This is a genomic window from Streptomyces sp. NBC_00207, from assembly GCF_045160965.1.
GTDB lineage: Bacteria > Actinomycetota > Actinomycetes > Streptomycetales > Streptomycetaceae > Streptomyces.
This window is the reverse complement of record NZ_CP130715.1, coordinates 6201258-6226473: the sequence shown is the minus strand read 5'-3', so window position 1 is coordinate 6226473 and position 25216 is coordinate 6201258. Positions and strand designations below refer to the sequence as shown.

The following is a 25216-nucleotide window of genomic DNA, read 5'->3' as shown; positions in this document are numbered from 1 at the left end:
AGTCAGGCGGGTCAGGCAGCGAGCTGGGGCGCGTCGGCGCAGCTCACGCACATGCCGAGCAAGGTCGGGATGCGGTACCCGACATCGGTGCGGCACTCGGGACAGGTCCGGCGTGCGGCGTTCGCCTTGGCGAGCGCGGACGCACGGCCGGGGGTCATGGGGCGTACGGGCTTGGCCCGGTCGACGTCGTAGAGGTAGGCGGCCCGGATCCCGGGGGTGCCCGGCCTGCGGTAGCGGTTGGAGTGCCACAGCACCTGAGCGACCACGTCCTGACCGCCCGGCCGCAGCCCCTGTTCGCGGAGCTGTCGGCGGGTAGCCAGGCCGAGCGGGGCCAGGTTCCACGGGTAGGTCGGGATCCCGAAGCGTTCCCCGCGCGGGTCCCAGAACCGCGGTTGCGCGGCCATCAGGCGGCCGTCTCAGTCACGATCGCCGCGGCGGCCCGCTCGGCCTTCAGGGCGTCGCGCAGCAGACGGCCCCGGGCGGACGAGGTACGGACCGCCTTGCGGATCGCCTCGGCCGTCAGCTCGGCATCGGACCAGTCGGCCGTGACCGACCGGGCCTCATCCAGCAGCTCATCCGAGTCGCGCGTCGGCCGGGGTGTGCGGGCCGACTTCGGCACCCGGCCGGTCGCCCGACGCGGAGCCGACACATCAGCCGCGACCGACTTCACCGGAGCCGACTGGGGAACCTCGACAGACTCGACTACCGGAGCCGCCTCAGGCACCGCCACCGACTCGATGACCGGCAGCGGGTCGGCCGACTCAAGGGCGGGAAGGTCGGCTGCCACGGTCGGTCCGTCGGGGGTCAACTCGTGCAGGTCAGACCCCAACCGATTTACGGTGACCTCAACCGTTTCATCCTGGTTTGCAGGGGCGGTGAACATGGCGGCCAGGGCGGCGTCCGCACCGCTGGTGAGCCGGTCGCGCTGAACGTCCAGGAGTCGGGCACCCAACGACGCGTCTCCCACCCCGACCTTCCGGGCCAGCCGCCACGACGTCCGGTCGGACCACTTGCGCACCCACGACGACGGGTGGTTCGCCGCACGTGCCCGGTGGTAGGCCAGGGCCCGCACCACCGTGGCCGCCTCGGCTTCGGCCTCAGCGTCGCGGCCGTCCTGGTGGACCACGATCCGGCGGGCGAGGAACGCCATGCCCTCGGCCGCCACGCACATGCCCATGGGGGTCACGGCGTAGATCACGGTGCGGCCCGGGTCATCGGCGGCCATGGCCGCCATGACCGATGCGGCAGCAGGCAGGGCCCACAACCCAATCCGGATGATGCGGGGTGAGGACTGGCCGAGCATCGTCAGCCCGAGCAGCACCAGCGCCAGAACCGCGGTCGCACCCTCACCGGCCGCCACCGCGCCGAGCGCCGTGCCGGAGCCGTAGGCGCGACTGATGTTGCTGTAGGTACCCACACCCCCGGCGACACCGGTGGCGAGCATCGGCACGAACGCGGCCGTCAGCACGACCCTCTGCACCTTGGACAGCACCTTGCGAGTCGCCATCACGCCGCCTCCCCGCTGGTACCACGGCGACCGGCACGCCGGCCGTTGACCGTCGCGTGTTCCGGGGCGTAGCCGCGGGCGTTCATCCACGGGGTGCCGCCGCGCTTGGCCCGGTACATCTGCTCATCGGCCACGCGCAGCAGCTCGGAGGGGTCCGCCTGGTCCGTGCGGGGGTTGAAGCAGACCGAGCCGATCGCGGCGCTGACGGCCAGCGAGAGGCCCCCGACCTCTACCGGCCGCTCCAGCCCAGCGGCCAGGCTGCCGATGGTCTCGGCGAGCTGGTTCTCGCTGTATGCGGGTGCCACGGCGGCGAACTCGTCGCCCCCCAGGCGCCCCACGACAGCGGAGTTGTTGAGGGCCCACTCGCTCAGCCGCTCGCCGACGGCGCGGATGACCGCGTCCCCGGCGGCGTGGCCGTAGGTGTCGTTGATCTGCTTGAACTTGTTGAGGTCGATCAGGCACACCACCCTCGGCCTGTGCGACGACAGCCAACGCCGGGCCGCCTCGGCGAAACCGTCCCGGGTCAGCAGCCCGGTGAGCGGGTCGCGGCGGGCCGCCTCGATCCGCCGCCGCAGACGCAGGCTGTGCAAGGACCATCCGGCCGCGAGCGGCAGCGCGGCGGACAGAGCCGTGAGGGTGTGGCTCATGCCGCCGCCCCCTTGCCGTCCTTGCGCGCCGGACGGCGGCCGGCGGCCCGCCGCATCAGCGGGACGACGTTGAACAGCTCCGGGGCGTTGGCTTCGATCACCTGGGCGGCGACCCGGCTCACGTCGTCGGGCAGCCCCGGGTTCTCGGCGAGGATGTCGCGGGCCGCGTCCAGACGGGCCGCACGCTCCTCCTCGCTCTCGCCCTCCACCCCGAGCCACAGCTCCAGCGGGGTACCCAGGGCCAGTTCGATGAACTCGTTGACGCTGACGACCTCCTGGCCGCCGATGTACGTACGCATGCAGAACTCTCCTGAAGTCGAAGGGTGGGGAGCTCCAGGCAGCGGCAGTGTCCTTTGCACGGGAGGGCCGCCGCCCAGAGGTATCGGTGCAGGTCAGCACGGCTCAGCCGCCCTTCCTGCATGAGATACATGCTTGAACGTGTATTCCACATTGGCGGTCTCGATTGCCGCTGTCAAGCTCTTCGCTTCAACCGGGTCGCCGTGTGATGTGCCATCAGAGTGCCGCCCACGGGTGGGACGAAGTCACCACGTCCCTGGACGACTTGGGACGTCCTCGATAGCGTTGCGGAGGGCGAGTACGTCCCTGGACGTCCCTGGGGGTCGGATGGCGAACGAGCGGTTGCGGTCGGCGATGCTGACCCAAGGCATGGCCGTGGAAGCCCTCGCTGAGCAGGTCGGGGTAGATCCAAAGACCGTTGAGCGCTGGATTACGAAGGGTCGGGCGCCGTACCGCCGGCATCGTCTGACCATCGCGGCGATACTCCGCGAGGACGAGTCGTACCTGTGGCCAGACGGCCTGCCGGACGGCCAGCGCCAGGACGCCGCCGATGCCGAGGTCCTGAAGGTCTACCCGCACCGGTCATACGTGCCAGCCGAGCTGTGGCTCCAGATGTTCGGACGGGCCGAGCAGGAGATCGGCGTACTCGTGCATGCCGGGGTATTCCTCGCCGAGAATCCGCGATGGCCGCAGCTCCTCAAGCGGAAGGCGGGTGAGGGAGTCCGGGCACGCATCCTCCTCGGAGACCCTGACAGCCCCGAGATCCAACGCCGTGGCAAAGAAGAGGAAATTGGGGAAGGCGTCGCCTACAAGGTCCGGGAAGTGATGAAGCTCTATCGCCCCCTGTACGCCGTTCCCGGCATCGAATTCCGCCTCCACCGGTCGACCCTGCACAATTCGCTGTACAGGTCGGATGACGAGTGGTTGGTGAACACACAGGTGTACGGGGTAAGCGCGCCCATGACGCCGGTTCTTCACCTGCGCCGAGTGGCCGGCGCTGAGCTGGCATCGACATATCAGCAGAGCTTCGAGAAGGTTTGGACCGAAGCCGTTCCCTTGGAAAGGTGACCATGAGCCGCCGCACCGACTACTTCAGCGACCCTTCCGCGCCGGAGGCCAACAGCATCGTCCCCGCTGTGACGGCGTTCGTCGTGAACGACTCCGGCGCCGTGCTCATGGAGCGGCGATCGGACAACGGGCGCTGGGGCATGCCCGGGGGTGTCCAGGAGATCGGGGAGAACATCGCCGGAACGGTAGTCCGAGAGGTCTTGGAAGAGACCGGGATCACGGTTGAAGTCGTCGGCATGGTCGGCATCTTCACCGACCCCGGGCACGTCATCGCGTTCGCGGACGGTGAAGTCCGACAGGAGTTCTCACTCTGCTTCCGCGCCCGGCCAGTCAGCGGCGAAATCAAGGTGAGTTCGGAATCCCTTGAGGTTCGCTGGATCCCTCGCTCCGAGATCGAGTCGCTCGACGTGTCACCCACGACGCGCCGGCGCCTCGAACAGGGTTTCCGGGAGTCCCCCGTCCCCCTGATCAGCTGAGCTTCGACAGCTCCACATCGGTGCTGCGCTGCCGTACCCGAGCCACCTTGGCCAGCAGCTCCGGCCGGGCCGCCGACACCGCCCGGTAGACAACGTGCTCAGGACCGTATCGGTCCAGCACTTCCGCCAACCGCTCGGCGGGATCCACGAGCGCACCGACCGGACTACTCGTGAGGTCGCAATAGGTGATCGCGTCCACCAGGTCCGGCTCCGCCGGGCCGAATTCCTCAAGGGCGTCGCTCAGCCCAAGCTCAGACGCCTCCCACGGAGATGACGTATGGAAGGCCACGAGACTGCACAGCCGCGGATCGGCCCCCGCGACATCGCGCAGATACCGGGCTCCGTCGATCATGTGCTGTCCGGTATCCACCGCGGCTCGGGCGTAGCCGACGTCATGCGCGATGGCAGCCGCCGCCAGGAGTTCGGCATCCGCCCCCAGGGCCGGGGCCAGGGTCAGGGCCTGCGAGTAAACACGCTTGGAGTGGGCCCACCGGTTCGGCAGGCTCTCGGCGAGCATCGACTCAGCAAGGTCATGAGCCCACTTGGCCAACTGCATACTTCATGCCTCCCGATAGTTTCGGTTCACGTGGCAGCGCTGACGAATCGTCCTACTCCGTGCTGGGCCCGTACGTGGCCGGCCGTCTCCAGTTCCCGGACCGCGCGGCGCACGGTACCCCTGGCCACGCCGTAGGTCTCGGCAAGCTTGGCCTCACTTGGCAGACGTGCCCCGTCGGGCAGGGCTCCCGATCGGATCTGGTTCAACAGGTCGGCCATGATCCGCTCGTACGGTGCCTGCGCGGCGCCTCCGGGAACACTCCGACCGACGCCCGCGACGGTGGAGACGTCCCCAGACTCTTCCAGGGCCCGCAGGGCCCTGCGCACGGTGGTCCTGGCCACCCCGAACTCTCGCCCGATCTCGGCCTCGGACGGCATCCCGTCCGCGTACCGCCCCTCGGCGATCCTCGCTCGGAGAGACTCCGAGATCTGCAAATACGTACCCCGCGGACTGGCCTGCGGCACGCAGCCTCCCCTTCCAGTGACGTGGCTCTCCCCCACCAGGATTCCACCTACCCTGTCGGCAACCCAGTGTCCCACCTGTCCGGCTGTCCGGTTACGACTCTCACCTGCATAAACAGCCCGGACAAGTCGAAGTGCACGTGTCCGGGCTGTCCGGTGTCGGGCGGGCTGTAACACCCCGGGGTGTTACAGCCCGTCGGTATGAGGCCGACTTCTCCGGGGCGCTAGAACCGAAGGGGACTTGCCATCCCCCAGCCCCCTGCGGGTCCTCGCGACACACCTCCGACACACTCCGTGCTGCTGTGTGCACCCTGCCTTGGTCCGCCGCAGGTCAGAGGGGGTGCCAGGCTGCAACCAGACAATCACTCCGGAGCCGTGTGCGCAGGTTCGAATCCTGCCGGGGGCACTCCAGCAGAGACAGCGCGATCACGCTGCTGACCAGCTGAAGTGCCAAGCATGAAGGCCCGAACTCAGTCCCACTGAGTCCGGGCCTTTGTCGTTGTTACGCACTGGTCGCGTGTGAGGAGCGTGTGGGTGCAGCGCCAGGACCGAACCCTGTTCACCCGCCCGCATGAACAGCCATCATGATCCGATGCGCTCGTTCCTCCCCAGCATGCCCACTTCGCCCAGGCGTCTGCCGACCTGGGTTCGTCGTGTCGTTCTCTCCGCCAATGGGGGCTACTGCACGTACTGCAGCAGCGATGGAACTCGGGCAGAGGTCGTCGACCACGTGGAGCCCTTGGAGTGGGGCGGGGCGAACAACATCACCAATCTCGTCCCCGCCTGCCGCCCCTGTAACGCCAGCAAGAGTGATCGCACGCCTCTTCAGTGGCGTCGAAGCCTGGAGCGCCGTCACTCCGACCTGAAGTGGTGGGACGACCCTCCCTTCCCCGAATACGTCTTGTCGTTGACGGACGAAGGCCTACTCAAGCTGGTCGCACGGGTGCAGTCCGAGGTAGCGGAGTTGGCCCGCCCATACCAGGAACGGGCCGCCGCGAAGATGAAACGGCAAGCCGCCATCCTGGCCGAGGATCTTCTGCACCTCACAGATAGCCAGCAGACAGAACTTCGGAAGGCGGTGCTTTCGCTGCTGTCCGGATAGGGGTTCAGTCTGCGGGCGACAAAGGGGGGCCTTTGACGGGACCGAATCCGACCGACCGCGGCAAACTCGGATCGAAGATCCACCTGATCTGCGACCGGAACGGACTGCCCCTGTCCCTGGGCATCTCTGGGGCGAACATGTACGACAGTCAGGGCCTGGAGCCGCTCGTCCGCGGTATCCCGCGCATCCGCTTCCGCCGCGGCCCCCGGCGCCGGAAGCCGGCGAAACTGCACGGCGGCAAGGGCTACGACTACGATCACCTGCGCCGCTGGCTCCGTGAACGCGGCATCCGTTACCGCATCGCCCGCAAGGGCATCGAATCCTCGAAGCGGCTGGGCCGACACCGCTGGGTGGTCGAGAGAACCGTGTCCTGGCTGGCCAGCTGCCGACGGCTCCACCGCCGCTACGAACGCAAAGCCGAACACTTCCTCGCCTTCGTCGGCATAGCCGCGGTTCTTATCTCCCACCGCCGCCTTCAGACAGTGAGCCCGAGCAGCACGAAGTTACACCTTGCCTGTGATCAGGCAGGCAGGGCGGTTTTGCGCGATGGTGGACGCCAGATGAGGGCGTTGGCGATCTCGTCCGCGAACGAACGGCGCTGCCATGTGTCGGTGACGTCGGTCCAGTTGCGAAGGACAGCCCTGTTCTCCGCCTTGGGTATCTCTCGGTTGTAGACAAGATCGAACGAGTAGACACGGCCGTCCTCGTCTATGCACTGGCCGAACTCATGGCCACCCCCGTCCGGGAAGAGGTTGACCAGCACGGTCGTCGCCGGGTCGAGTCCCTGGTCTTCGAGGAGGCTCCTGAGCCGCCTCCAGAGGTCGAACGGGCTCGTGAGCAGAAGGTCCGTGTTCTGCACATATGCAGCCTGGGACATAGAACCCGATCTTGTGTCACCAGCATCGAAACCGCCAGTCCTTACAGATGGACATCCCAAAAGAAGCGACGTCTAAGTCAGATCCGTGAGGGCAGTGCCAGTAGTGCTGCTGGTCATCTGGTCTGCCGCGTCGAACACGTTGTTCGTCGTCGTGGCGCCCGTCGTCGATGACAGTCGGTTGCCGACCTTGTCGAAGGTGTTGCGCTCGCCGGTGGAACCGGGGAGGCAGGTGAGGAGGAGGCTCTGTCGCTGCATGCCCCGGTCAGTCGGCCCGCTGCGTCGTAGTCGTACCGCTTCGGCAGGCCGGTGGTCGTCGCGTCCTTGAAGGTCTCCGTCGTCAGCCAGCCTGAGCCATCGCGTACGAACTGACGCGTTCCCGCTCCTTCAGTTATCGAGGCCATACGACCGGCTTGGTCGTAGGTACGGGTCTCGGTGATGGCCGGGGTGGTCGGCACTGTGGTGGAGAGCAGGTTGCCAGCCGCGTCCCAGCCGTAGGCTGTCGTCCTGCCGTTCTGCGCCTGGCTAGAGGGCAACCCGCAATTTCCGTCTCCGGCAGAGCGGGCGCGGCTGCGTGAGGCGGCGGGTCATCAGGTGCACCCCCAAGATCCTGGTAAGCGGAAGCCCCCGCCAGACCTCGATGGCGGGGGCTTCCGCTTACTGAGCGGGTGAAGCTTAGGCCTTTGATTCGGGAGATGGGTACTGTCGACCAGCCCTTCGGCGACCTGGGGTACACATTCAAGAATCCCTTACCGAATCCCTATAAGGAGAATCCGTCCGGTTGACCAAGAAATTCAGTCACTTCGACTCCTCAGAAACATTTCCCCCTCGGAGAATTCTCACCTTGCTGAGCGCCAGGGCGTAGATTCCACCCAGGATAAATGTCACCAAATATTGCGCCCAGGTGGCGTCCTGGAGAGCCCGGTTTGCCGCGACGAGCACAGCGCCCCAGAGGAGAGTGAATGCAATCTTGGTCATGGCCGTCCTAACTTAGGCGAGGGATGCAAGACAGGCGGTGACTCCCGCGCCAGCGGTCTTCGCAGCTAGGTCCTTCGCTACATCCTTGCTCACGTAGCGCCCGATGATCAGGGCACCCGCCCCGCCAATGGCGGCCTTGAGCAGACACTCCCTCACCATGTCGTTCATCTTGGTGTGCGTCATCAGGTACTCACAGTCCCGCTTGCTCTTGGACATGATGCACATGGAGCGGGGGCCTCATCAAGCGGGTTCACCTGAGCGGACTGAACCACGGGCCGGGGACCCGAGTCGGCGTGTGCAACACCGACCCCGCCCGCCATGATGATACTTCCGGCAAGGACTGCCGACAGGATTCCCGAAGCAATGTTCTTCATTATTAAATTTCCCCGATTCATCTATCAACTCGACGCGGGACTGGTCAGGAACCGCACCTTCGAACGAGATGAATGTACGCAACAACCATGCCGCAGGGAACTCATTTGAGGAAACCCTGAGCTTGATCCATTAGAACTTCGGCGACCTGAAGGGCGAATTCTCGCCATTCAATTGAGAATCGGCCTCCCAGTCGTCCACAGCTCCCCCGCAAGGGTTACGGCTACGCCCCGTCATGCCGAGCAAGAGGAACCGCTCGATGCGATGGACACACTGCTGGAGGCTGAGCGGCGCCGCACGCGCCGTACCGGCACAACGCGTCCGGCGCCGGCGACAGCAACCCGCACGCCGAGGCGCCGCGGCAAGGCGGCGCCTGCAGAGCAGCTTGAGTCCGGGCCTTTGTCGTTGTTACGCACTGCTCCCGTGTGGGGGCGTGTGGGCCACACGTCAGCCTGACGCGTCACTGATCACCCGTCGGGCGCGCTCGTAGAACTGCTCGCGCGTCCCATCCAGCCCCGCGGCATCCGGTCGCCTCGTCAGATTCGACAGCGCTTCAGCAGTGCCGGCCACCCACTCCCCGTAAGCCTCGAAGACCGCGTTGGCCCTCTGCAGGAGCTCCGGGGCCGGCATGACCTCGATGACGGGCAGGGCGCCGGCGGACCACGGCGGAGCACTCGTCGTACAGGAGCGTGGCGGCCAAGGTATCCGCCGCCTCCGTCGCCTCACCGAGCTTATGAGAACAGCGCCGGCCGAGATCGCAGCAGTGACCCACTGGCTGTCCTGCACGACCGTCGTGGTGACGTCAGAGCTCGTGGTGGTCGTCTGCTTGCCATCGCACCCAGTCATGACGATGACGAAGAGCACCCTCAGTCGCCCGCCTTGAGCCCAAGCAAGTGGGCATTCTGAGTGCCCTGCAGTTCGCCGACCGCCAGACCTCGGCGACTACCCCACTCGGCGATGTTCCTTGGTCGGTATTCCGGGTCTTGTCGCCAGCGATCAAACACACTGGCATCTACGACTTCACTCACCAGTTGAGCAGGGGCTGGCGACCCAACGTTTTCGGTACTCCCAATCTCCCGCCAGTGCCGCCTGTTTCGCGGCAGGGCCCGATAGGCGCCACCAAGGAACGAACTGAAGCTGTCGTGCACGGGCCCTAGATGCTCATCACCGTGCAGCACAACCCGCTCTTTGAATTCCAGACCGCAAGCAGCAGCACTCTCCTGCATCCATGCGAGGGAGAGTAGGGCCAGAGCATCGTTCTTGTGGCCGCCCCCGACGTTGGCGTGGTCGCCGGGGAACCATCGCTGCTCCACTACGGGCACGGCTACGGCGCAGTCGGCGGCGTGGGGGAATAGGAGTTCATGCCGGTAGGCGAACCGGTGCTCATCCACGGCGAGCGCCTGGTAAACCCTCCGAGTTGCCAAACCGGGATGCACAGCATGGAAAAGGTTCTGGCTGCGGCTGAGTCCCCGGACCGACCCCAGGGGAAGGTCGTGGTAGCGCACCGTGTCCCACACGCCCAGGAAATCGATCTGAACCTTCTGGGAATGACGCTTCAAGTCCGTGTCACGATGGATCGGCCACTGCTCTTCACGCCCCTCCGGGTCCGAGATGGACTTGGATGCGGGAACCGTGCGGTAGCGCTCGAAGAGCTCTCGCACGGTCAAAGGAGTTCCAGGACGCAACAGGCCGCAGCGTTCGATGAACCCCGTCAGCGAGCGTGCAATGTAGGCGCCTCTACTGAAGCCGAAAATGAATAACTGGTCACCAGGGCAGTAGTTTTCCATGATCCACGAATAGCAGTTGCGCACACTACCGTTGATCCCTTTACCGAAGGCGCCACGCAGGCGGTCGCTGACGTCCCGTCCGATCCCTTGGTGGTAGAAGGCTAGTTGTGTCGTCTCGGTTTCGTGCAGTGCGGTGAGTAGGTTCATCCGCCAGATATTCGTGTTGCTGTGGGGAATGTTCCATGTGCCGTCGATGTAGACAGCCAGACGTTTCATCGAGTCTCCGAGGGTTGCAAGCGGCAGCAGGTCTGCCCACGGACAACTGAGACAGCTATACGGCCAACGGTGACAGGCCGGCCAGCGCTCGTTCCGAGCTACCCATGCCACCGACGGCGTACTCGTCGAGGGACCTACTGACGATCTTTGAATCGAGATGGACGTGAAGTCGGAATCTGCGCGTGCTGCGGCGGCGGCATCACGCAGCGAGACTCAGTAGTGCTGGCTGTTCCTCTCCCTCGCTGCAGTTCGCCCCAGCCCATCGCCTTCGCAATCTTCGCGTTGTTCAGCTCCTCGTGGCCGGTGAGAAGCTCCGCGAGCGGCTCGCCGGTCTGGCGGACCTGGTCTCCACGGGCCCGACCATCGACTTCGGTGCCTTGTTGGATGACCTCGGAGCCCGCGGCATGGAGCGGCTGATGGTGGAGGGCGGCGGATAGACCGAACTCCAGGGCGCGTACAACCTGACGGTCAACGACCTGCACATGTACTACGTGCTCGCGGGTGTCACGCCGGTTCTGGTCCACAATTCCAATGGACTGTGCAGCAGGCCGGCCGCCATCGCGAAGGCGGCCGGCCTTTCCGTGAAGCAGGTGAAGGGTGCGATCCACAAGGTGAAGGACCAGGCAGCGCGGCGCGGAATCGGCGGCAACAGGAACCCGGACATGCTCATCGACCTCCCGGGCCGGTCGTGATCGAGGACCTCGGCGACCGCTGGCGCATCGGGCTGCGGGGCAGCCCGGTGCTGGCCGTCTCCCGTACGGAGGCGGCCCTCTCCGTGACGTTCGCCGGCCAGGTGGTGCTCACGGTCGCCGGCCCCGCACTCCTGACGGACGGGCCGGCAACCGCTCCGGGGGCCGTAGCGGTTGCCGGTGAAGAGTGGGGCCGACTCGGCGGTGCCGTCGTCCTGTCGGCGATCGTCTTCAAGTCCGGCTCTCTGCGCCTGGTGTTCAGCACGGGCCATCACCTGAACGTACGGGGCGCGGAACCCGGAATGGAGGCGTCCCTGCGGAAGCCCGGAGTGTTCCGCTGGTCGCGCCGTCAGGGGGTCAGCGCCATGGAGACTCTCGGGGCGGAGGACTAGGAGCGCTACGTCTTGGCCGGTGGGACAGAGCCGGCGCCCACCACCGAGGCGCCCGCCGCGCCACCGCTGCCGTCTTCCGCCGGTACGCACTGAAACGGGCACCCGCTACCTCGTTGACTGACAAACCCACGGAGGGCCTGCAACCCATGATGGTTGCGGGCCCTCAGGGCCGCCTATCGCTCCTCGGGCAGCCGGGTCGAGCCGTTTCGCGAGGGCGGGGCGTGAGTTCACCCGCGATGGCAGGGGCCTCGGAGGAGGTACGTCGTCAGGGCCGTTGTCGTGATGAGCACGGTGATGATCCACGCATACGAAACCGTGCCCGGGAGCAGGAGGAGGGACCAGGGTTCCACGTGGGCCTGGGGTTTGGTGCCGATCAGCCACATGATCATCGGAATGGCCACCGGGGGCGTCCAGGCTGCTGCCGGCGGGAGGAGACAGGAGCCGCAGAAGGCCAGCCCGGTCAGGAGGAGTGTGTTCCGGAAGGCGACGGCCGGGTCGTTGGTTGCGCCGGTGAGGGCGAGGACCGCTGCGAGGGCGAGGACCACTGCTGTGGTCGTCGCCCGGAGGCGGGCGGCCGTCGGGGTGATGCGTTCCTGTACCTCGGCCGCAGTGGCGAGGACGGAGGGCAGGAAGGCCGCGTAGAGGGCTGGGACCATCGGCCAGAGGGCGCCTTGTACGCCGTCTCGGGCCGGTACGTCGTACAGGCGCAGCGGGGTCGCGACCCAGAGCAGCGCGCACAGGACGGCCACGAGCATCTGACGGCCCAGGCACCAGCGGCGGACGTAGAGGAGGCTAGCCGTCACAGGCGACCAGGCCCTGGAAGGCGGCGCGCGCTACGGAGATCCGCTCGGGGGTGGTACCGGAGGTGAGCCGGCGGTCCAGGGCCGGGTCCTCATACGGGGGAACGCCCACGGCTTCGGCGAGCCAGTACCGGGCGTTGACGTGATTGCGTTCCATGACGCTGCCGGGCTCGATGGCGCAGTCGGAGCCGTAGTAGGTGCCCAGGAACATGTCGAGCAGGAGTTCGCGGTCGCCCGTGACGGTGTCCGGGGAGAGCTGACCGGTGTTCGTCGTACTGCGCAGGGCGTCCTGGCGGAATGAGGCCGGGGCGGGGAGGTTCAGTTGCGCCATGGCCTGCACCAGGGGGGTGAGGCCGGCGCGGAGGTGGGGCTCGTACGAGCTGTAGCCGCGGCCGAGACAGATCTCGGGGTGGGTGCCGTGGCAGCGGACATCCCCGGGGCGGGCTTCGAGGTACAGAGGGTCGGCCGAAGCGAGGTGGCCGGCCGAGCCTGCGCACAGCACGGCGGTGGCGGCTGCGGCCAGGAAGTGACGCGGGCGTAGCCGGTGGCGGGCGGCGCTCCAAGCCCCGACGAGGAGCGCGAGGAGAGTGGCGGCCGCGTAGAACACGATCTGGGATGTCTGGGTGTCGGCCTTGGGCCGCAGCCCGACGAGCGAGCTGGTGGCTCCGCCGACCATCACGAACTCGGACAGGTCGCCGGCGTACAGCAGGAGGAAGGCGAGGAACACGACGATCGCCACCATCGGAGCCGCCACCTTGCCGCCGTCACCACCAAGCCAGCCTGCCGTGAGGCCGACGGCGCAGGCGAGTCCGAGGAGGGCGAGCGCGGGCAGAGGGGTGAGGAGTTCGGGGAGGCCGAGGGTGGGTGGGGTGCCGCCCCATGCGACCCGTCCGAGGACCAGGGCCAGCCCGAGGAGGAAGGCCCCGCAGGACCAGGCGAGTAGCGCCGCCCAAGCTGCCGCCAACATCGCAAGGGGGCGGTGGTGAGCGGAGAGGAAGGCGTCGGCTCGGGAGAGTCGATGGCCTTCCCAGGCGGCCACGCCCGCAAGCAGCGGGCCGAGCAGCATCACGGTGAAGTTGTACTGATACACCGCCCACATGGGCTCGTACCGCCAGGCCATCGGGCGCAGGAGGGTGTTGAGGACCACGAGGAGGAGGAAGAAGGGGAAGGCGGTGCGGCCGAGCGACCGGCGCATGTGAAGGAGGAGAGCACTGGTGGTCATCGGGCACCTCCGCCGACGCGGTCGAGCACGGTCTGTTCCGCAGGGCGACTCCCCGTGACAGCGACGCAGTTCAACGGCCACCATCCTCAGCGCCCTCGGCCGAGCCGCCGCCGCTCAGGTTGCGCAGGGCCCGTTCCACCGAGCGGGCCGTCGCAGTGCTGGCGCCCGTGTCGGCCCGGGCCATGAGTTCCGTGGGGGTGCCGTCGAAGACGATCCGGCCCTCACGCAGTGAGACGATCCGGTCGGCCAACAGCTCGATGTCCTCCGTGTGGTGCGTGCTCAGGACGACACAGCGGGTGCGGCCCATGCGGGCCAGGTACGTGCGCAGCTCGATGCGGTGTTCCACGTCGATGCCGGTCGTGGGCTCGTCGAGGAGGAGGACTGCGGGTTCGTGGACCACTGCCTGGGCGATGTGGGCGCGCTGGCGGTTGCCTCCGGAGAGGCTGCGCAGACAAGCGTCTGCGACGTCGGTGAGGTTCAGGTCCTCGACCACGTGCTGGATGGCCTGCGCGCGCCGGCTTCGGGGCACACCGCGCAGCCACGCCGCATAGGTCACCGCTTCACGGACGGTGAAATGGCCCGGGAAGTCGGGGGCTTGGGGGAGATATCCGACGGCCTCGCGGTGACGGCGGAGGCTCGTGCGGCGGTCCGGTCCCCGGTCGCCGAGGGACACCGACCCGGACGTCGGTCGCAGGAGGAGTGCGCAGGCCTTGAGGAAGGTTGTCTTGCCCGACCCGTTGGAGCCGGTGAGGGCGGTGATGCCGGAGTACAAGGAGAGGTCCGGGATGTCGAGGGCGGTCCTGGTCCCGTAGCGGACCACGAGAGCGCGGACATCGAGCTGCGGCGCACCGTCGCGGGAGTCGGGGACAGGATCGGCTTCATCCGGCGTCCCGTCTCCACGCCGAGGAGGGTTGATCATCGAGATGTCCTCGGTGTCTCAGTAGTCGAACGAGGGGAGTGCCTGTGCCGAACAGGTATCGGGAACCGGCCAGCCGAGCTGCACGCAGGCCCGGGTGCCGCCTCGGACGGATTTCGCCGTGGCTTCGAGTGGATGCTTCAAGTAGTGGGTGACGTAATACGTGTGGTTGTGCTCGGGCGTGTTCAGCTGGTGGACCTCGGCACCGTTCTCGAAGTACCAATTCCCCGTCGTGTAGACCGTGTTCCCGTCCGCAGCGAGGTCCTTCGACATGACCTTGTTCTTCGCATTGATGTGCCGGTCGTTGCGGAAGTCTCCGTACGCCGTCGCGCGGGGCTTGCCGTCGTAGGACACGGTGATGCCCCCCAGCCCACGGCTGACGCGGTACCCGCCGTGACCGTGACGAGGAGGACCCCGCCGGCGGTCAGGGCAGCCGTTCGAGGGGTGGTGCGGAGCATGAACACACCTTTCGGAGCAGGGGTTTCGGGACGCCCGAGCATGCCATGCGGTATGTAGCCGTTTAGCCCGGATGGGACGCCAAAGCCCCGATCGGCCCCGAACGGGTGACACGAGCGTCAACGGAAGGGCGGACGTCGCGGCACCCGCCACCGGGCCGGTGCGGACCTGGAGGGTTCCGGTGGTCTGTACGAGGGAGGTGGGGCGGGGTCTGTGGGTTTGGGGGGTGGGTAGGGGTGAGGGGCGTGCTTAGGGTGGTTCTCAGGCCGCATTGTGCCGTTGACCTGGCGCTTTGCGGGGAGTGAGCTCGGAGTGGATGGGGCGGCGCAGATGCGTGAGCTGGTGGAGACGGCGCGGCAGTGGATGGCCGAGGGGCGGGCGGGGTATCTGGCCCGGCCCGTGACCGAGCAGGGTTTCGGGCCGCGGGATCCGGCCGGGGCCGTGCTCGTGGATGCGCGGGGGGAGTGCGTCGGCGCCCTGTACCGGGGGGTCTTCGACGCCGAGCTGATCGCCGAGGCCGGGGCCATGCGGCCCGGGGACACCGCGCGGGTGTGCGAGGTGTCCGTGCGGCTGGCCGAGGCCGTGGAGGCGAAGCTGACCTGCGGCGGGCAGGCCGAGGTGCTGCTCCAGCCGCTCTCGGCGATCCCGGCCGAGTGGTGGGAGCTGCTCGGTGAGGGGGTCGGGGTGGCGTTGGTGACCCGGCTGAACGAGGCCGCCGACCATGCCTCCAGTGAGGTCGTACGGGCCACCGACGTACCGCACGACGACGCCGGGCGGCGGGCCGGCGAGCTGCTGGCCGTCCGGCGGCCCGGGCGGGACGCGCTGTACGGGCAGTCCGGGCTGGTGCTGGTCGAGGCGCACCCGTCGGCCCCGTACGTGGTCATCGGCGGCAACGGCGAGCTGGCCGAGATCATCGAGCGGCAGGCGCTGCTGCTGGGCTGGGAGGCCGCGCTGGTCACCGGCCGGGAGGAGGCCGCCGAGCTGATCGAGGCGCGCCGGGATGCGGCGTGCGTGGTCATGCTGAGCCACGACGAGGAGTTCGACGTGCCGACGCTGCGGGCCGCGCTGGCCGCGGAGGTTCCGTACATCGGGGCGCTCGGGTCCCGGCGCACGACGGCGCGGCGGCGGGAGGGGCTGGTCTCCGCGGGGGTGAGCGAGGCCCAGCTGGCCCGCGTGCACGGGCCGATCGGCCTGGACCTCGGCGCCCGTACCCCGGCCGAGACCGCGCTGGCGATCTGCGCCGAGATCCTGGGCGTGCTGGGGGCCCGCAAGGCGGGGGCGCTGCGGGATGCCGACGGGCCCATCAACCCGTAGGGCCACTCCGGGATCCGCCTCCGGATCCGCCCTCGGGTCCGGGCCTGGGACCGCCTCTTCCGCCCCGGATGCCGTACGGCATCCGGGGCGGAAGTGCGCGGATCTGGATGAAGTGAGCGAAACTGGGCAGCATGGACACGATCCTGAGCGTGGACGCGATCCTCCTCAACATCGCGTGGTTCCTGTTCGTCGGGCTGGTCGTCGTCGCCCTGCTGCTCGGCGGATTCAAGCTGGGCCAGCGGGTGCGGGCGAAGGAACCGCCGCCGCCCACCACGGAGGAACAGCCGCACCTGCCCAACGGCGGGGCGGTCTACGAGGTCCGTGAGGAGCGGGATCCGGTGGAGATCCCCGAGGGTGGCCTGAGGCCGCACGAAATGCAGGGCTACGGAAACTTCGGCTCCACGACCTCCAGTCATCCGGAGGACGTCCGGAAGGAGCGCGAGGCCGGGTACGAGCAGCCCGAGGGGCCGGGCCCGCACCCGCAGCCGGGGTCTCCCCCGGACGCGGGGCGTGGAGCGCACGCCTGAGCCGGCAGTGGAGCGCACGCCTGACCCGGCAACCGGCGACCGGCCACCCGGCAGACCTCTGACCCGCGCGGGAAGCGCGGGTCAGAGGTCTGAGCGCAGCCGGAGCACTTCCGGGGGCGGGTGCCGGGTCGAGGTATGCCGGACCTCCGCCGTGAGCGGCGGGTCGAGCGGCCGGAAGGGGACCTCCCCGAGGCCGATCGCCGTGACTGTGGCGAGAGGACGGGCAGTTGCCGTGGTCGTGGCCGTGGTCGTGCCCGTCGCCGTGCGCGAGGCCACCTCCGCCGCCACCTCCGCGCGCAGCGCCGCCGTCAGCGGGCTCGACACCAGCGGGGTCTCGTCCCCGACCGGCAGGACGAGGACCAGGGCGAGCGGCCGGCGCGGGGTCCCGGTGTAGCCGACCACCGCCGCGTCCCGGACGTCCGTGTGCCGGAGCTTCTGCCAGCCGCGCCGTCCGGCCGGGTAGGCCTGGTCCAGCCGTTTGACGACGAGGCCCTCGATCCCGCTGGCGGGCAGGGTCTCGTACCAGGTGGCGGCCAGTTCCGGGTCGGTCGTCATCGGCACGGGCTGCAGCGGCGGCCCGAGCGGCATGAGCAGGTCGACGAGAAGTGCCCGGCGGCGCTCGTACGGGCGGGCGCGCAGGTCGAGCCCGGCCAGTTCCAGCACGTCGAAGGCGGCGTACGAGGCCGGCAGGCTCTGGGCGAGTACGGCGGCCCGCGCGGGCGTGGCGGCAGCCCGCCGCTGGACGAGGGCGAAATCCGTGCGGCCGGCGTGCCAGACCACCACCTCGCCGTCGAGGACCGTCGCGGCGGGCAACAGCAGCGCGGCCGCGGCCAGGTCGGGGAAGGCGCTGGTCACGATGCGGCCGGAGCGCGCCTGGAGGACGACGTCCTCGGCCGTGCGCACGATCACCAGCCGGTGGCCGTCGAACTTCGGCTCGTACGCCAGTCCCGCCGCGCGCGGCAGGGTGCGTACGGCGGCGGCCAGCGCGACGCGGATCACGGCCGGCCCCCGGGCAGTCTCCCGGCCCGCTCCGGGTCGGTCAGCGGGGCGAACAGGTCCCCGTCGCGTTCCAGCCGCGGCGCGATGTCGTCGGCGAGGAAGACCAGCCCGGAGGGGGTCCGGCAGGCCTCGACCTCGTCCCAGGACACGGGCGCGGACACGGTCGGCCGGGCCCGCGCGCGCAGGGTGTAGGGGGCGGCGGTGGTCTTGGCGGCGGCGTTCTGGCTGTGGTCGACGAAGATCTTGCCGGGGCGCAGGGCCTTGGCCATGCGGTGCACGACCAGGTCGGGGAGCTCGCGCTCGGCCTCCTGGGCGAGCTGCTTCGCGTACGCCGACACCTGCGCGGACGGGGTCGGCTCCAGCGGCACGGCCAGGTGCATGCCCTTGGAGCCGGAGGTCTTGGCGTAGGCGTGCAGGCCGTCGGCGGCGAGCCGTTCGCGCAGCCAGAGCGCGGCGGCGCAGCACTCGACGACGGTGGCGGGCGCGCCGGGGTCGAGGTCGAGGACCATCCGGTCGGCGACGGCGGGGCTGCCGACGGGCCACTGGGGGGTGTGGAGCTCCACGACGAGGTTGGCGGCCCACATGAGGGAGGGCAGGTCGGCGATGACCACCTGCTCGGCGGACAGGTCGTCGGAGCGGGGCACGGGGGTCGTCTTCACCCAGGTGGGTGTGCCGGGCGGCGGATTCTTGGTGAAGAAGAGCTGGCCGTCCGGTCCGTCGGGATAGCGCAGGAAGGACACCGGCCGGTTGTGGACGTGGGCGAGAAGCGGGCCCGCGACGGTGGCGTAGTAGTGGAGCACCTCGCCCTTCGTGAAGCCGGTCTCCGGGTACAGGACCTTGTCGAGATTGCTGAGCGCGATGCGACGGCCCTCCACCATGGTGATCGGCGTCATACGATGAGACTGCCACGAAACAGGAGGAACCGTGCGATCCATATGGAACGGGGCGATCTCCTTCGGCCTGGTCAGCATTCCGATCAAGCTCGTGAACGCCACCGAGAGCCACTCGATCTCCTTCCGCCAGATCCACCTCGACGACGGCGGGCGGATCCGCTACCGCAAGGTGTGCGAGCTGGACGGCGAGGAGGTGCCGAGCGCCGAGATCGGCAAGGGGTACGAGGAGGCCGACGGGTCGGTCATCCCGATCACGGACGAGGACCTGGCGCAGCTGCCGCTGGCGACCGCGAAGACGATCGAGATCATGTCGTTCGTACCTGCCGACGAGATCGATCCGCTGCAGATGGACGCGGCGTACTACCTCGCGGCAAACGGGGCGACGGCTGCGAAGCCGTACACGCTCCTGCGGGAGGCCCTGAAACGGAGCCGGAAGGTCGCGATCGCCAAGTACGCGCTGCGGGGGCGGGAGCGGCTGGGCATGCTGCGCGTCGTCGACGACGTGATCGCGATGCACGGGCTGCTGTGGCCGGACGAGATCCGGGCGCCGGAAGGGGTGGCGCCCGAGGTCACCGTGTCCGTACGGGAGGCCGAACTCGACCTGGCGGACGCGCTGATGGCGACGCTGGGCGAGGTGGAGATGGACTCGCTGCACGACGACTACCGGGATGCCGTCGAGGCGATGATCGCGGCGAAGGCCGGGGGCGGGTTCGAGCCGGCGGAGGCCGTGCTGGAGCCGGCCGGGGGGCAGGTGATCGACCTGATGGCGGCGTTGGAGAAGAGCGTGCGGGCGGCGAAGGCGTCTCGGGGGGAGGCGGGTGCGGAGGCGGGTGCGGAGGCGGAGGCGGGTGCGGGTGCCGGGGGCGAGGCCGGGGCCGAGGTGACGCCGATACGGCGCAAGGCGCGGGCGGGGGCGAGGACCGGCGGTGCGGCTGCGGCTGCGCCGAAGGCGGTGGGCGGGAAGAAGTCCACGGCTGCTTCGGCGAAGAAAACGGCGGCGGCCGCTACGAAGAAGAAGGCGACCACGGGCAAGTCGGCGGCGGGCAAGTCGACTTCGGGTGGTACCGGGGGCAAGACCGGGGCCGCGGCTGCGAAGAAGACGGGTGCGGCCTCGAAGAAGGCGGCGACGCCGCGCAAGCGGTCCTCCGCCTGAGGGGGCGGGGGCGGGCCCCGCGCCTCAGACGCCGGCGAGGCTGGTCTCGTGCGGCCCCGCTGCATCGCGCGACCCCGGTGGGGTGCGCCTCAAACGCCGGCGGGGCTGGATTTGTACGGCCCAGTCGGAGCGCGCCGCCGCGGTGAGGTGCGGCAAGCCCAGTCGGAGCGCGCGACCCCGGTGGGGTGCGCCTCAAACGCGGGCGGGGCTGGATTTGCGCGGCCCAGTCGGGGCGCGCAGCCGCGGTGAGGTGCGGCAAGCCCAGTCGGGGCGCGTGGCCCGGTGGCGTGCGCTTCAAGCGCCGGCCGGGCTGGATTGGTTCAGGTGGTGTGTGGGGGTAGCCAGGTTCTCGTGTCGCGGGCCTGGGCGAAGAGGGATTCGATTTCCGGGGGTTTGAGGGTGGTGGGGGATCCCGTGAGGTCCGGGGTGGCCGTGGGGGGATGGAGGATGCGGATGTCGCGGACCGTGGGGGCCTTGTCGATGCGGGAGGCGTCGACCAGGGCCAGGGCCGGGGTGACCCGGGCGGTCAGGGCCAGGGACGCGCGGGCCGCCGCGCGGCGGATCCAGCGGGGGTCCGGGCGGGGTTCGGCGCGGCCCACCGTGAGCAGGAGGTCGCCGACCGCCGCGCGCTGGCGCCGGCCCGGGATCGTACGCACGCAGAAGATGCCGGCCGGGCCGATGAGCAGGTGGTCGATGCTGCCGAGGCCCGGGAGCGGAACGCAGTGCAGGGTCCGCCAGCCGTCCGGCTCCAAGGCGTCGAAGGCGTCGCCCATCCGCTGCTGCGCGGCGAGGTCCTGGCGCAGCCGGTGCCGGGCACGGGTGCCCGCCGAGCCGTGTTCCAGCTCGCCCAGCAGGGTCTCGCCCGGGCGGTTCGGGGCCAGGTCCGCGTCCGGCGGGAGGGCGAGCCTCCGTAAGCCGGCCGCCGTCGGGACCGGGGGCGGGCCGATCGAGACGGTCCCGCTCAGATAGGGGCGCAGCACCGCCAGGATCGCCTCGCGGTGGTCGTCCGCGAGCACGCTGATCCGGTTGGCCTGCCGGTCGTACCAGGCAACCGCCTGCCCGTCGGGCAGGTTGACGTACAGCCGGCCGCGGCCGGGCCGGCCGCTCGGCAATACCTTGAGTCCGCGCATCGCCCTCACCCCCCGCCGTCCATGGGAGCAGCCGGAACGCCGCACCACAATCCCTCGGTTGTGTAACGACTCCGACGGAACGTTGCGACTTCGCTGTTACACGTCCGGGGCTCGGCCGCAACGGCCGACGCCTACGTTTGTCCCACCTGGACGCGCCAGGTCCTGACCAGCACCGAAGGGCTTCCCGTGAGCACCGTCAGCCGCCGCACCCTCGTTCGCGCCTCCGCCGTGACCGCATGTGCCGCAAGTCTGCTGGCGCTGCCGACCGCCGCCGCGCTGGCCGAAGGGGTGCCGGCGGCCTCGTCCGCGCACTCCGCGGCCCCGTCGCGGGTCCTGGTCAAGAGCCTGTCCCTCGCGGACGACGAGTCCACGGCGAGGGTCTACCTCATCGCCAAGGGCGCGTACCAGGCCGAGATCCTGACCGCCGACGGCGCCAGGGCGGCCACCCTGACCAGCCGTGACGGGATCACCGATTTCGCCTCGGCCGGGGACCTGCACGCGGCGCTGGACTCCACCGGGCGGCTGACCTCCTGGGTCGGTGACAACGCCGCGCAGGGCGGCGGGCACGCCGTCGCGGGCGACGGGCACAAGACCGGTACGCGCAGCGGGCACGTGCTCCCCGCCTCGGCTCCGCAGCAGCCGGCGACGGGCCGCCTCCGCGACCTCGCCTCCCGGCCCGCCGACGCGCCGCGCCTGAGCACGCTGGCCGACGGGCCGGGCGACGGTGTGCTGCTGCTGGCGGCCGGCGGCGGGATCGCGGCCGTCGGCGCCGCCGGGCTCGGCTTCGCGATGCTGCGCCGTGGGCGCACGGACAGCTGACATCCCAAAAGGGGTGTACCTCCGCATATGGTTGACGAGATCGGCCGTCGTCGTAGCGCGGACAGGAAGGCACGGGAAGTTGTGAGCAGTCATCGCACGTCCCGCCGGTTCCCGTTCCCTTTCCCTTCCCCGTTCCGCGCCTTGCCGGCCCTGGCCCTGCTTCCGCTGCTGGCGGGCTGCGGCGACACCGGCGGGCTGGTCGGCGCCGGCGCCACGCCGACCGCGAGCGGGCCCGTCCACCTGTGGCCCGACCGCGCGGGGGCGTCCGTACCGCCTGCCGATCCGGGTGGGGCCCCGCCCGAGTACGTCAAGGGGATCCCGCCCGTCCACGACCAGGACGTGCACGGCGTCGACCCGGTGGCCCTCGTCCAGGCGGAGCTGCGGGCCCACCCGAACACCGGCGTCGGTGCCGACGGGATGCCGCCCGAGACCGCGGCCGCGATCAGGTCCTGCGGGAAGGACGAGGGCGAGGACGCGGAGGCGGAGGCGGAGGCCGCGGTGTGCCCGGTGCTGACGCCGTACTACCGGGACCTCACGGGCAACGGCAAGGACGAGCTGATCGTCGGCATCGAGCTCCCCGACAAGATGATGTCCGTACGGGTGTACACCGCGGATCCCGACGGACGGCTCAACCGGATCATGGCGACCACGGAGACCGTCGTCTCGGTGGAACTGGCCGGGCGGGACGTGGTCCTGCGGGTGCCCAGCGGGAACCGCGGCTACGAGCTGATCACCGCCTGGTCCTGGGACGAGAAGCAGCTCACCATGCTGCCGACGCGCGAGCAGATCGTGCGGGTGCCCTCGGGTCCGCAGGGCCCGGCGAGCCGCGGGCCCGGCCCCGCGCCGGTCCGGCCATGAGATCGAAGGCGGAGCGGGAGCCGAGGCCGAAGGCGGAGCCGAGACCGAAGCCGGAGCCGAAGGCGGCGCCGCGACCGAAGCTGCCCGCCTGGACGGCCACGCTGACCTGGAAGTCGGCGTGTTTCATCGTGGTGATGTGCTGCTCGCTGGCCGCCGTGCTGGGTGTGCTCGTACACGTGGAGGTGACCCGGCAGACGGTGGCCACGGCGCGCGAGAAGGCGCTCGGCAAACTGCACGACGTCTCGCGCGCGTACGAGGCGGGCGAGGCCCTGCCGCGCGACGCCGGGCTGGATCCCGCGGGGCTGCCGCCGGAGCTGCGGGCGCTCGCCCTCAGCGGGCAGCGGGGGACGGTCGTGGCCGACCACCAGGGCCGCGCCCTGATGTGGGCGGCCGCGCCGGCGGACGGCCGGGCGCTGGCGACCGCCGTCGACTACGGGCAGAGCGCGCGCACGATCAGCGGGCTCGACCACGCGATCATCGGCTCGTCCGTGCTGGCGATCGGCGGAACGCTGCTGGTCGGCGCGTTCGCGGTGACCCGCGTGACCCGGCGGCTGCACCAGACGGCGACCGTGGCGCGGCGGATCACCCAGGGCGACCTCGACGCGCGGGTGGACGACCCGCGGACGAAGGACCCCTCGCGGCACCAGGACGAGGTGGCGACGGTGGCCGGGGCGCTGGACACGATGGCGGGGAGCCTGCAGTCGAAGCTGGAGAGCGAGCGGCGGTTCACGGCGGACGTGGCGCACGAGCTGCGCACGCCGCTGACGGGGTTGCAGGCGGCGTCGGAGCTGTTGCCGGAGAGCCGGCCGACGGAGCTGGTGCGCGAGCGGGTACGGACGATGCGGCAGCTGACGGAGGACCTGCTGGAGATCTCCCGGCTGGACTCGGGCAGCGAGGCGGTGGAGACCGATCTGCACCAGCTGGGGCGGCTGGCCGGGCGGGTGGTGCGGGCATCGGGGACGGACACCGAGGTGGTGATCGTCCGGGACTCCCATGTGGAGACGGACCGGCGCAGGCTGGAACGGGTGTTGGGGAACCTGGTGGCCAACGCCCACCGGCACGGCCGGCCGCCGGTGGTCTTGACGGTGGACGGGCCGGTGGTGACCGTACGGGACCACGGCGACGGCTTCCCCGACTACCTCCTGGCACACGGCCCGCAGCGCTTCCGCAGCGGCGGCGGCAAGGGCCACGGGCTGGGACTGACGATCGCGGTCGGGCAGGCGACGGCGATCGGCGCACGGCTGGAGTTCCGCCGGGCGGAGGGCGGCGGGGGCCTGGCGGTCCTCTCCCTGCCGGGCTCCTAGCCGGAGGCTTGGCGGGTGGGTTTGGCTCCCCTGGCGGGTTGCTGGCCGAAGTTCGGCGGGCGGGTGCGGTTCCCCTGGCGGGGGCTCGGCCCGCGGGTGCGGCTCCCCTGGCGGGTGCGTCCGCAGGCGGCCTGGGCCGGGCGCGCGCCGGGGCGTCTCCTCGGGCGCCGAACGTGGCGGGGGGTCGGCGGGCCGGGGCACCTTGCGTTCGACGCCCTGCGGGGAGCGCCCCGACACACACCCGTCCCCATGGGGAGCGGCTGGCGGGGAGGGGGCAGGCGTGCCGCCCCTATGGCCGCTGCGTTTCGGCCGGCGAGGCCACCGGCGCCCCGACACACACCCGTCCCCGTGGGGAGCGCGTGCCGCCGGCGAGGCCACCGTCAGGTTCGGGGGGTCTTCGTCCAGGGCCAGCGGGGCTTCGGCTTCTGGCCCGTCGGGCGGAATTCGTACTTCCATCCCTTCTGGAGGCCCAGGCGCTTGGAGTAGCCCGCGGGGACGCGTTCGTACAGCAGCACCGTCGGCGGGCCGTCGGGCGTCGGGACGGGGATCTCGTACCACTTCGGGGGGTGGCCGGTCGTGCCGAGGAGGATCGGGAGGACCCGGCCGTCCATCGGGCCGCCCTCGAAGGGGGTCGGTTGGCTTCTCACCCCACCAGTGTCACAGCAGGTGGGCGGCCTCGGAGACCACCGGGATCACGCGGCGGGCCAGGACCCCGACCGGGCCGTCCGCCGATTCCAGGGCGAGCGCGGCCCGGGCGGCCGCCGCGGTTTCGGGGTCGGTGGCCGCGGTGGCCGTCAGCAGGGCGATGAACTGGTCCAGCAGCCAGTCCCGGAGCCGGTCGACCTCCGGCTGTTTGCCCTCGTCGATCCATATCAGGGAGGCCGCCTCGACCGCCGTGATCCACGTACGGACCATCATGCGGAGCCGGGGGCCGGGGGACGGGACGCCCAGGTGGACGAGGATCTGGTCCGCCGCGGCCCGGCGGATGCCGTCCACCGTCGCCGTGGTGCGGGAGGTCTCCACGACGCTGCCGCCCTGGAGGAGGGCGGCGAAGCCGGCGTCGTGTTCGTCGACGAAGGCGAGGTAGCGGTCGAGGGCCCGGGCCAGGCGCTGGGTCAGGGGACCCTGCTGGGGTTCGGCGAAGCAGAGTTCGAGGACGTCCGCCGCCGAGCGGAGGGCGGCTTCGTAGAGCTGCTGTTTGCCGCCCGGGAAGTAGCGGTAGACGAGCGGGCGCGAGACCCCGGCGGCCTCGGCGACGTCGTCGAGCGAGACCTCCTCCGGCGCCCGGTGCGCGAACAGCGAGAGGGCCGCGTCGAGGAGTTGGGCTCGCCGCTCCTCGACGCTGAGCCTGCGGTAGGCGCGTACGGTCATGACCGCAGGGTAGCCCGACGTCGGCCGCCCGG

30 protein-coding genes and 2 pseudogenes are annotated in these 25216 nt (G+C 70.0%); 13 read left to right on the top strand and 19 right to left on the bottom strand.

The features are described 5' to 3' along the window. Positions 1–11: 11 nt before the first annotated feature. From OG472_RS29615 to OG472_RS29600, 4 genes are read right to left on the bottom strand one after another with little or no spacing between them, the layout of a single operon-like run. Positions 12–404, bottom strand: a complete 393-nt coding sequence (locus tag OG472_RS29615; protein WP_405942235.1) for an RRQRL motif-containing zinc-binding protein — start codon at positions 402–404, stop codon at positions 12–14. Further along, positions 404–1507 (bottom strand): conjugal transfer protein, encoded by a 1104-nt coding sequence (locus tag OG472_RS29610; RefSeq protein ID WP_405942234.1) that lies wholly within the window; start codon positions 1505–1507, stop codon positions 404–406. Before OG472_RS29610 ends, OG472_RS29615 begins: the two co-directional genes overlap by 1 nt. After that, positions 1507–2154: a GGDEF domain-containing protein gene (locus tag OG472_RS29605; RefSeq protein ID WP_405942233.1), complete on the bottom strand. Its 648-nt coding sequence runs from the start codon at positions 2152–2154 to the stop codon at positions 1507–1509. Before OG472_RS29605 ends, OG472_RS29610 begins: the two co-directional genes overlap by 1 nt. Next, positions 2151–2453 carry a hypothetical protein gene (locus tag OG472_RS29600; protein WP_405942232.1) on the bottom strand — a complete coding sequence of 101 codons (303 nt, stop codon included), beginning with the start codon at positions 2451–2453 and terminating at the stop codon, positions 2151–2153. The genes OG472_RS29605 and OG472_RS29600 overlap by 4 nt, the downstream gene beginning before the upstream one ends. A 325-nt stretch (positions 2454–2778) precedes the next feature. On the opposite strand from OG472_RS29600, the gene OG472_RS29595 reads away from it, so the two are divergent. Together OG472_RS29595 and OG472_RS29590 are read left to right on the top strand one after the other, a co-directional pair. Further along, positions 2779–3519, top strand: a complete 741-nt coding sequence (locus OG472_RS29595; protein ID WP_405942231.1) for a helix-turn-helix domain-containing protein — start codon at positions 2779–2781, stop codon at positions 3517–3519. A gap of 2 nt (positions 3520–3521) precedes the next feature. After that, positions 3522–3995 (top strand): NUDIX domain-containing protein, encoded by a 474-nt coding sequence (locus tag OG472_RS29590; RefSeq protein WP_405942230.1) that lies wholly within the window; start codon positions 3522–3524, stop codon positions 3993–3995. Here the strand turns inward: OG472_RS29590 and OG472_RS29585 are convergent. Next, on the bottom strand, positions 3988–4551 hold the full coding sequence (locus tag OG472_RS29585) for an HD domain-containing protein (RefSeq protein ID WP_405942229.1): 564 nt from the start codon (positions 4549–4551) through the stop codon (positions 3988–3990). The genes OG472_RS29590 and OG472_RS29585 overlap by 8 nt on opposite strands. A 26-nt stretch (positions 4552–4577) precedes the next feature. Beyond that, on the bottom strand, positions 4578–5015 hold the full coding sequence (locus OG472_RS29580) for a GntR family transcriptional regulator (protein WP_405942228.1): 438 nt from the start codon (positions 5013–5015) through the stop codon (positions 4578–4580). Positions 5016–5604: 589 nt separating this feature from the next. Between OG472_RS29580 and OG472_RS29575 the strand changes: the two genes are divergently transcribed. After that, positions 5605–6114, top strand: a complete 510-nt coding sequence (locus OG472_RS29575) for an HNH endonuclease (protein ID WP_327264455.1) — start codon at positions 5605–5607, stop codon at positions 6112–6114. A 26-nt stretch (positions 6115–6140) separates the two neighbouring features. Beyond that, positions 6141–6590 (top strand): annotated as a pseudogene (locus tag OG472_RS29570) (IS5 family transposase); the annotation flags it as partial. Positions 6591–7063: 473 nt separating this feature from the next. On the opposite strand, the gene OG472_RS29565 reads toward OG472_RS29570, so the two are convergent. The 4 genes from OG472_RS29565 to OG472_RS29550 all read right to left on the bottom strand — a co-directional run bounded on the left by OG472_RS29565 (position 7064) and on the right by OG472_RS29550 (position 10341). Then, positions 7064–7246, bottom strand: a complete 183-nt coding sequence (locus OG472_RS29565) for a hypothetical protein (protein ID WP_405942227.1) — start codon at positions 7244–7246, stop codon at positions 7064–7066. 732 nt (positions 7247–7978) lie between these two features. After that, the gene (locus tag OG472_RS29560; protein ID WP_405942226.1) at positions 7979–8182 is read right to left on the bottom strand and encodes a hypothetical protein; all 204 of its coding nucleotides are present in this window, start codon (positions 8180–8182) and stop codon (positions 7979–7981) included. A gap of 603 nt (positions 8183–8785) precedes the next feature. After that, on the bottom strand, positions 8786–9202 hold the full coding sequence (locus OG472_RS29555; protein ID WP_405831996.1) for a hypothetical protein: 417 nt from the start codon (positions 9200–9202) through the stop codon (positions 8786–8788). A gap of 2 nt (positions 9203–9204) precedes the next feature. Beyond that, a complete protein-coding gene (locus tag OG472_RS29550; protein ID WP_405942225.1) occupies positions 9205–10341 on the bottom strand; it encodes a phospholipase effector Tle1 domain-containing protein in 1137 nt (378 codons plus the stop codon). Between the two features lie 296 nt (positions 10342–10637). Between OG472_RS29550 and OG472_RS29545 the strand changes: the two genes are divergently transcribed. The 3 genes and pseudogenes from OG472_RS29545 (at position 10638) to OG472_RS29535 (ending at position 11422) form a co-directional block, all read left to right on the top strand. Continuing rightward, positions 10638–10778, top strand: a complete 141-nt coding sequence (locus tag OG472_RS29545; protein ID WP_405942224.1) for a hypothetical protein — start codon at positions 10638–10640, stop codon at positions 10776–10778. Positions 10779–10793: 15 nt separating this feature from the next. Further along, positions 10794–10884: pseudogene (locus OG472_RS29540) on the top strand (hypothetical protein); the annotation flags it as partial. 145 nt (positions 10885–11029) lie between these two features. Continuing rightward, positions 11030–11422, top strand: a complete 393-nt coding sequence (locus tag OG472_RS29535) for a DUF6188 family protein (protein ID WP_401611836.1) — start codon at positions 11030–11032, stop codon at positions 11420–11422. A 227-nt stretch (positions 11423–11649) separates the two neighbouring features. On the opposite strand, the gene OG472_RS29530 is transcribed toward OG472_RS29535, so the two are convergent. The 4 genes from OG472_RS29530 to OG472_RS29515 form a co-directional block, all read right to left on the bottom strand. Continuing rightward, a complete protein-coding gene (locus OG472_RS29530) occupies positions 11650–12225 on the bottom strand; it encodes a hypothetical protein (protein WP_401611834.1) in 576 nt (191 codons plus the stop codon). Further along, the gene (locus OG472_RS29525; protein ID WP_401611831.1) at positions 12215–13444 is read right to left on the bottom strand and encodes a hypothetical protein; all 1230 of its coding nucleotides are present in this window, start codon (positions 13442–13444) and stop codon (positions 12215–12217) included. Before OG472_RS29525 ends, OG472_RS29530 begins: the two co-directional genes overlap by 11 nt. A 70-nt stretch (positions 13445–13514) precedes the next feature. Then, the gene (locus OG472_RS29520) at positions 13515–14363 is read right to left on the bottom strand and encodes an ABC transporter ATP-binding protein (protein WP_405942223.1); all 849 of its coding nucleotides are present in this window, start codon (positions 14361–14363) and stop codon (positions 13515–13517) included. An 18-nt stretch (positions 14364–14381) separates the two neighbouring features. After that, on the bottom strand, positions 14382–14714 hold the full coding sequence (locus OG472_RS29515; protein WP_401611826.1) for a hypothetical protein: 333 nt from the start codon (positions 14712–14714) through the stop codon (positions 14382–14384). Between the two features lie 432 nt (positions 14715–15146). Between OG472_RS29515 and OG472_RS29510 the strand changes: the two genes are divergently transcribed. Both OG472_RS29510 and OG472_RS29505 read left to right on the top strand, forming a co-directional pair. Further along, positions 15147–16130, top strand: a complete 984-nt coding sequence (locus tag OG472_RS29510; RefSeq protein ID WP_405942222.1) for an XdhC family protein — start codon at positions 15147–15149, stop codon at positions 16128–16130. 131 nt (positions 16131–16261) lie between these two features. Continuing rightward, complete coding sequence (locus OG472_RS29505) at positions 16262–16657, top strand: DUF6479 family protein (RefSeq protein ID WP_401611821.1); 396 nt, start codon at positions 16262–16264, stop codon at positions 16655–16657. 81 nt (positions 16658–16738) lie between these two features. Here OG472_RS29505 and OG472_RS29500 read toward each other — a convergent pair whose 3' ends face one another. After that, positions 16739–17653 carry an ATP-dependent DNA ligase gene (locus OG472_RS29500; RefSeq protein WP_401612174.1) on the bottom strand — a complete coding sequence of 305 codons (915 nt, stop codon included), beginning with the start codon at positions 17651–17653 and terminating at the stop codon, positions 16739–16741. After that, a complete protein-coding gene (gene ligD, locus OG472_RS29495; RefSeq protein WP_401611819.1) occupies positions 17653–18549 on the bottom strand; it encodes a non-homologous end-joining DNA ligase in 897 nt (298 codons plus the stop codon). The genes OG472_RS29500 and ligD overlap by 1 nt, the downstream gene beginning before the upstream one ends. Positions 18550–18580: 31 nt before the next feature. On the opposite strand from ligD, the gene OG472_RS29490 reads away from it, so the two are divergent. Further along, positions 18581–19702, top strand: coding sequence for a Ku protein (locus OG472_RS29490; protein ID WP_405942221.1), 1122 nt, complete (start codon positions 18581–18583; stop codon positions 19700–19702). A gap of 320 nt (positions 19703–20022) precedes the next feature. On the opposite strand, the gene OG472_RS29485 is transcribed toward OG472_RS29490, so the two are convergent. Then, a complete protein-coding gene (locus tag OG472_RS29485; RefSeq protein ID WP_401606490.1) occupies positions 20023–20832 on the bottom strand; it encodes a nuclease-related domain-containing protein in 810 nt (269 codons plus the stop codon). Between the two features lie 186 nt (positions 20833–21018). Between OG472_RS29485 and OG472_RS29480 the strand changes: the two genes are divergently transcribed. From OG472_RS29480 to OG472_RS29470, 3 genes are all read left to right on the top strand, one after another. After that, a complete protein-coding gene (locus OG472_RS29480; RefSeq protein ID WP_401606492.1) occupies positions 21019–21651 on the top strand; it encodes a hypothetical protein in 633 nt (210 codons plus the stop codon). A gap of 141 nt (positions 21652–21792) precedes the next feature. Beyond that, positions 21793–22509 (top strand): hypothetical protein, encoded by a 717-nt coding sequence (locus OG472_RS29475; protein ID WP_405831980.1) that lies wholly within the window; start codon positions 21793–21795, stop codon positions 22507–22509. Continuing rightward, positions 22506–23813: a histidine kinase dimerization/phospho-acceptor domain-containing protein gene (locus OG472_RS29470; protein WP_405831979.1), complete on the top strand. Its 1308-nt coding sequence runs from the start codon at positions 22506–22508 to the stop codon at positions 23811–23813. Before OG472_RS29475 ends, OG472_RS29470 begins: the two co-directional genes overlap by 4 nt. A 380-nt stretch (positions 23814–24193) precedes the next feature. Here OG472_RS29470 and OG472_RS29465 read toward each other — a convergent pair whose 3' ends face one another. Together OG472_RS29465 and OG472_RS29460 are read right to left on the bottom strand one after the other, a co-directional pair. Then, complete coding sequence (locus tag OG472_RS29465; RefSeq protein WP_401606501.1) at positions 24194–24460, bottom strand: hypothetical protein; 267 nt, start codon at positions 24458–24460, stop codon at positions 24194–24196. Positions 24461–24470: 10 nt separating this feature from the next. Further along, positions 24471–25184: a helix-turn-helix domain-containing protein gene (locus tag OG472_RS29460; protein ID WP_319733962.1), complete on the bottom strand. Its 714-nt coding sequence runs from the start codon at positions 25182–25184 to the stop codon at positions 24471–24473. Between the last annotated feature and the right edge of the window lie 32 nt (positions 25185–25216).

Excerpts from the sequence above, each read along its gene's own strand:
- OG472_RS29615 (WP_405942235.1), bottom strand. The coding sequence starts at position 404 with ATGGCCGCGCAACCGCGGTTCTGGGACCCGCGCGGGGAACGCTTCGGG.
- OG472_RS29610 (WP_405942234.1), bottom strand. The coding sequence starts at position 1,507 with ATGGCGACTCGCAAGGTGCTGTCCAAGGTGCAGAGGGTCGTGCTGACG.
- OG472_RS29605 (WP_405942233.1), bottom strand. The coding sequence starts at position 2,154 with ATGAGCCACACCCTCACGGCTCTGTCCGCCGCGCTGCCGCTCGCGGCC.
- OG472_RS29600 (WP_405942232.1), bottom strand. The coding sequence starts at position 2,453 with ATGCGTACGTACATCGGCGGCCAGGAGGTCGTCAGCGTCAACGAGTTC.
- OG472_RS29595 (WP_405942231.1), top strand. The coding sequence starts at position 2,779 with ATGGCGAACGAGCGGTTGCGGTCGGCGATGCTGACCCAAGGCATGGCC.
- OG472_RS29590 (WP_405942230.1), top strand. The coding sequence starts at position 3,522 with ATGAGCCGCCGCACCGACTACTTCAGCGACCCTTCCGCGCCGGAGGCC.
- OG472_RS29585 (WP_405942229.1), bottom strand. The coding sequence starts at position 4,551 with ATGCAGTTGGCCAAGTGGGCTCATGACCTTGCTGAGTCGATGCTCGCC.
- OG472_RS29575 (WP_327264455.1), top strand. The coding sequence starts at position 5,605 with ATGCGCTCGTTCCTCCCCAGCATGCCCACTTCGCCCAGGCGTCTGCCG.
- OG472_RS29565 (WP_405942227.1), bottom strand. The coding sequence starts at position 7,246 with ATGCAGCGACAGAGCCTCCTCCTCACCTGCCTCCCCGGTTCCACCGGC.
- OG472_RS29560 (WP_405942226.1), bottom strand. The coding sequence starts at position 8,182 with ATGTCCAAGAGCAAGCGGGACTGTGAGTACCTGATGACGCACACCAAG.
- OG472_RS29550 (WP_405942225.1), bottom strand. The coding sequence starts at position 10,341 with ATGAAACGTCTGGCTGTCTACATCGACGGCACATGGAACATTCCCCAC.
- OG472_RS29525 (WP_401611831.1), bottom strand. The coding sequence starts at position 13,444 with ATGACCACCAGTGCTCTCCTCCTTCACATGCGCCGGTCGCTCGGCCGC.
- OG472_RS29520 (WP_405942223.1), bottom strand. The coding sequence starts at position 14,363 with ATGATCAACCCTCCTCGGCGTGGAGACGGGACGCCGGATGAAGCCGAT.
- OG472_RS29510 (WP_405942222.1), top strand. The coding sequence starts at position 15,147 with ATGCGTGAGCTGGTGGAGACGGCGCGGCAGTGGATGGCCGAGGGGCGG.
- OG472_RS29505 (WP_401611821.1), top strand. The coding sequence starts at position 16,262 with ATGGACACGATCCTGAGCGTGGACGCGATCCTCCTCAACATCGCGTGG.
- ligD (WP_401611819.1), bottom strand. The coding sequence starts at position 18,549 with ATGACGCCGATCACCATGGTGGAGGGCCGTCGCATCGCGCTCAGCAAT.
- OG472_RS29485 (WP_401606490.1), bottom strand. The coding sequence starts at position 20,832 with ATGCGCGGACTCAAGGTATTGCCGAGCGGCCGGCCCGGCCGCGGCCGG.
- OG472_RS29470 (WP_405831979.1), top strand. The coding sequence starts at position 22,506 with ATGAGATCGAAGGCGGAGCGGGAGCCGAGGCCGAAGGCGGAGCCGAGA.
- OG472_RS29460 (WP_319733962.1), bottom strand. The coding sequence starts at position 25,184 with ATGACCGTACGCGCCTACCGCAGGCTCAGCGTCGAGGAGCGGCGAGCC.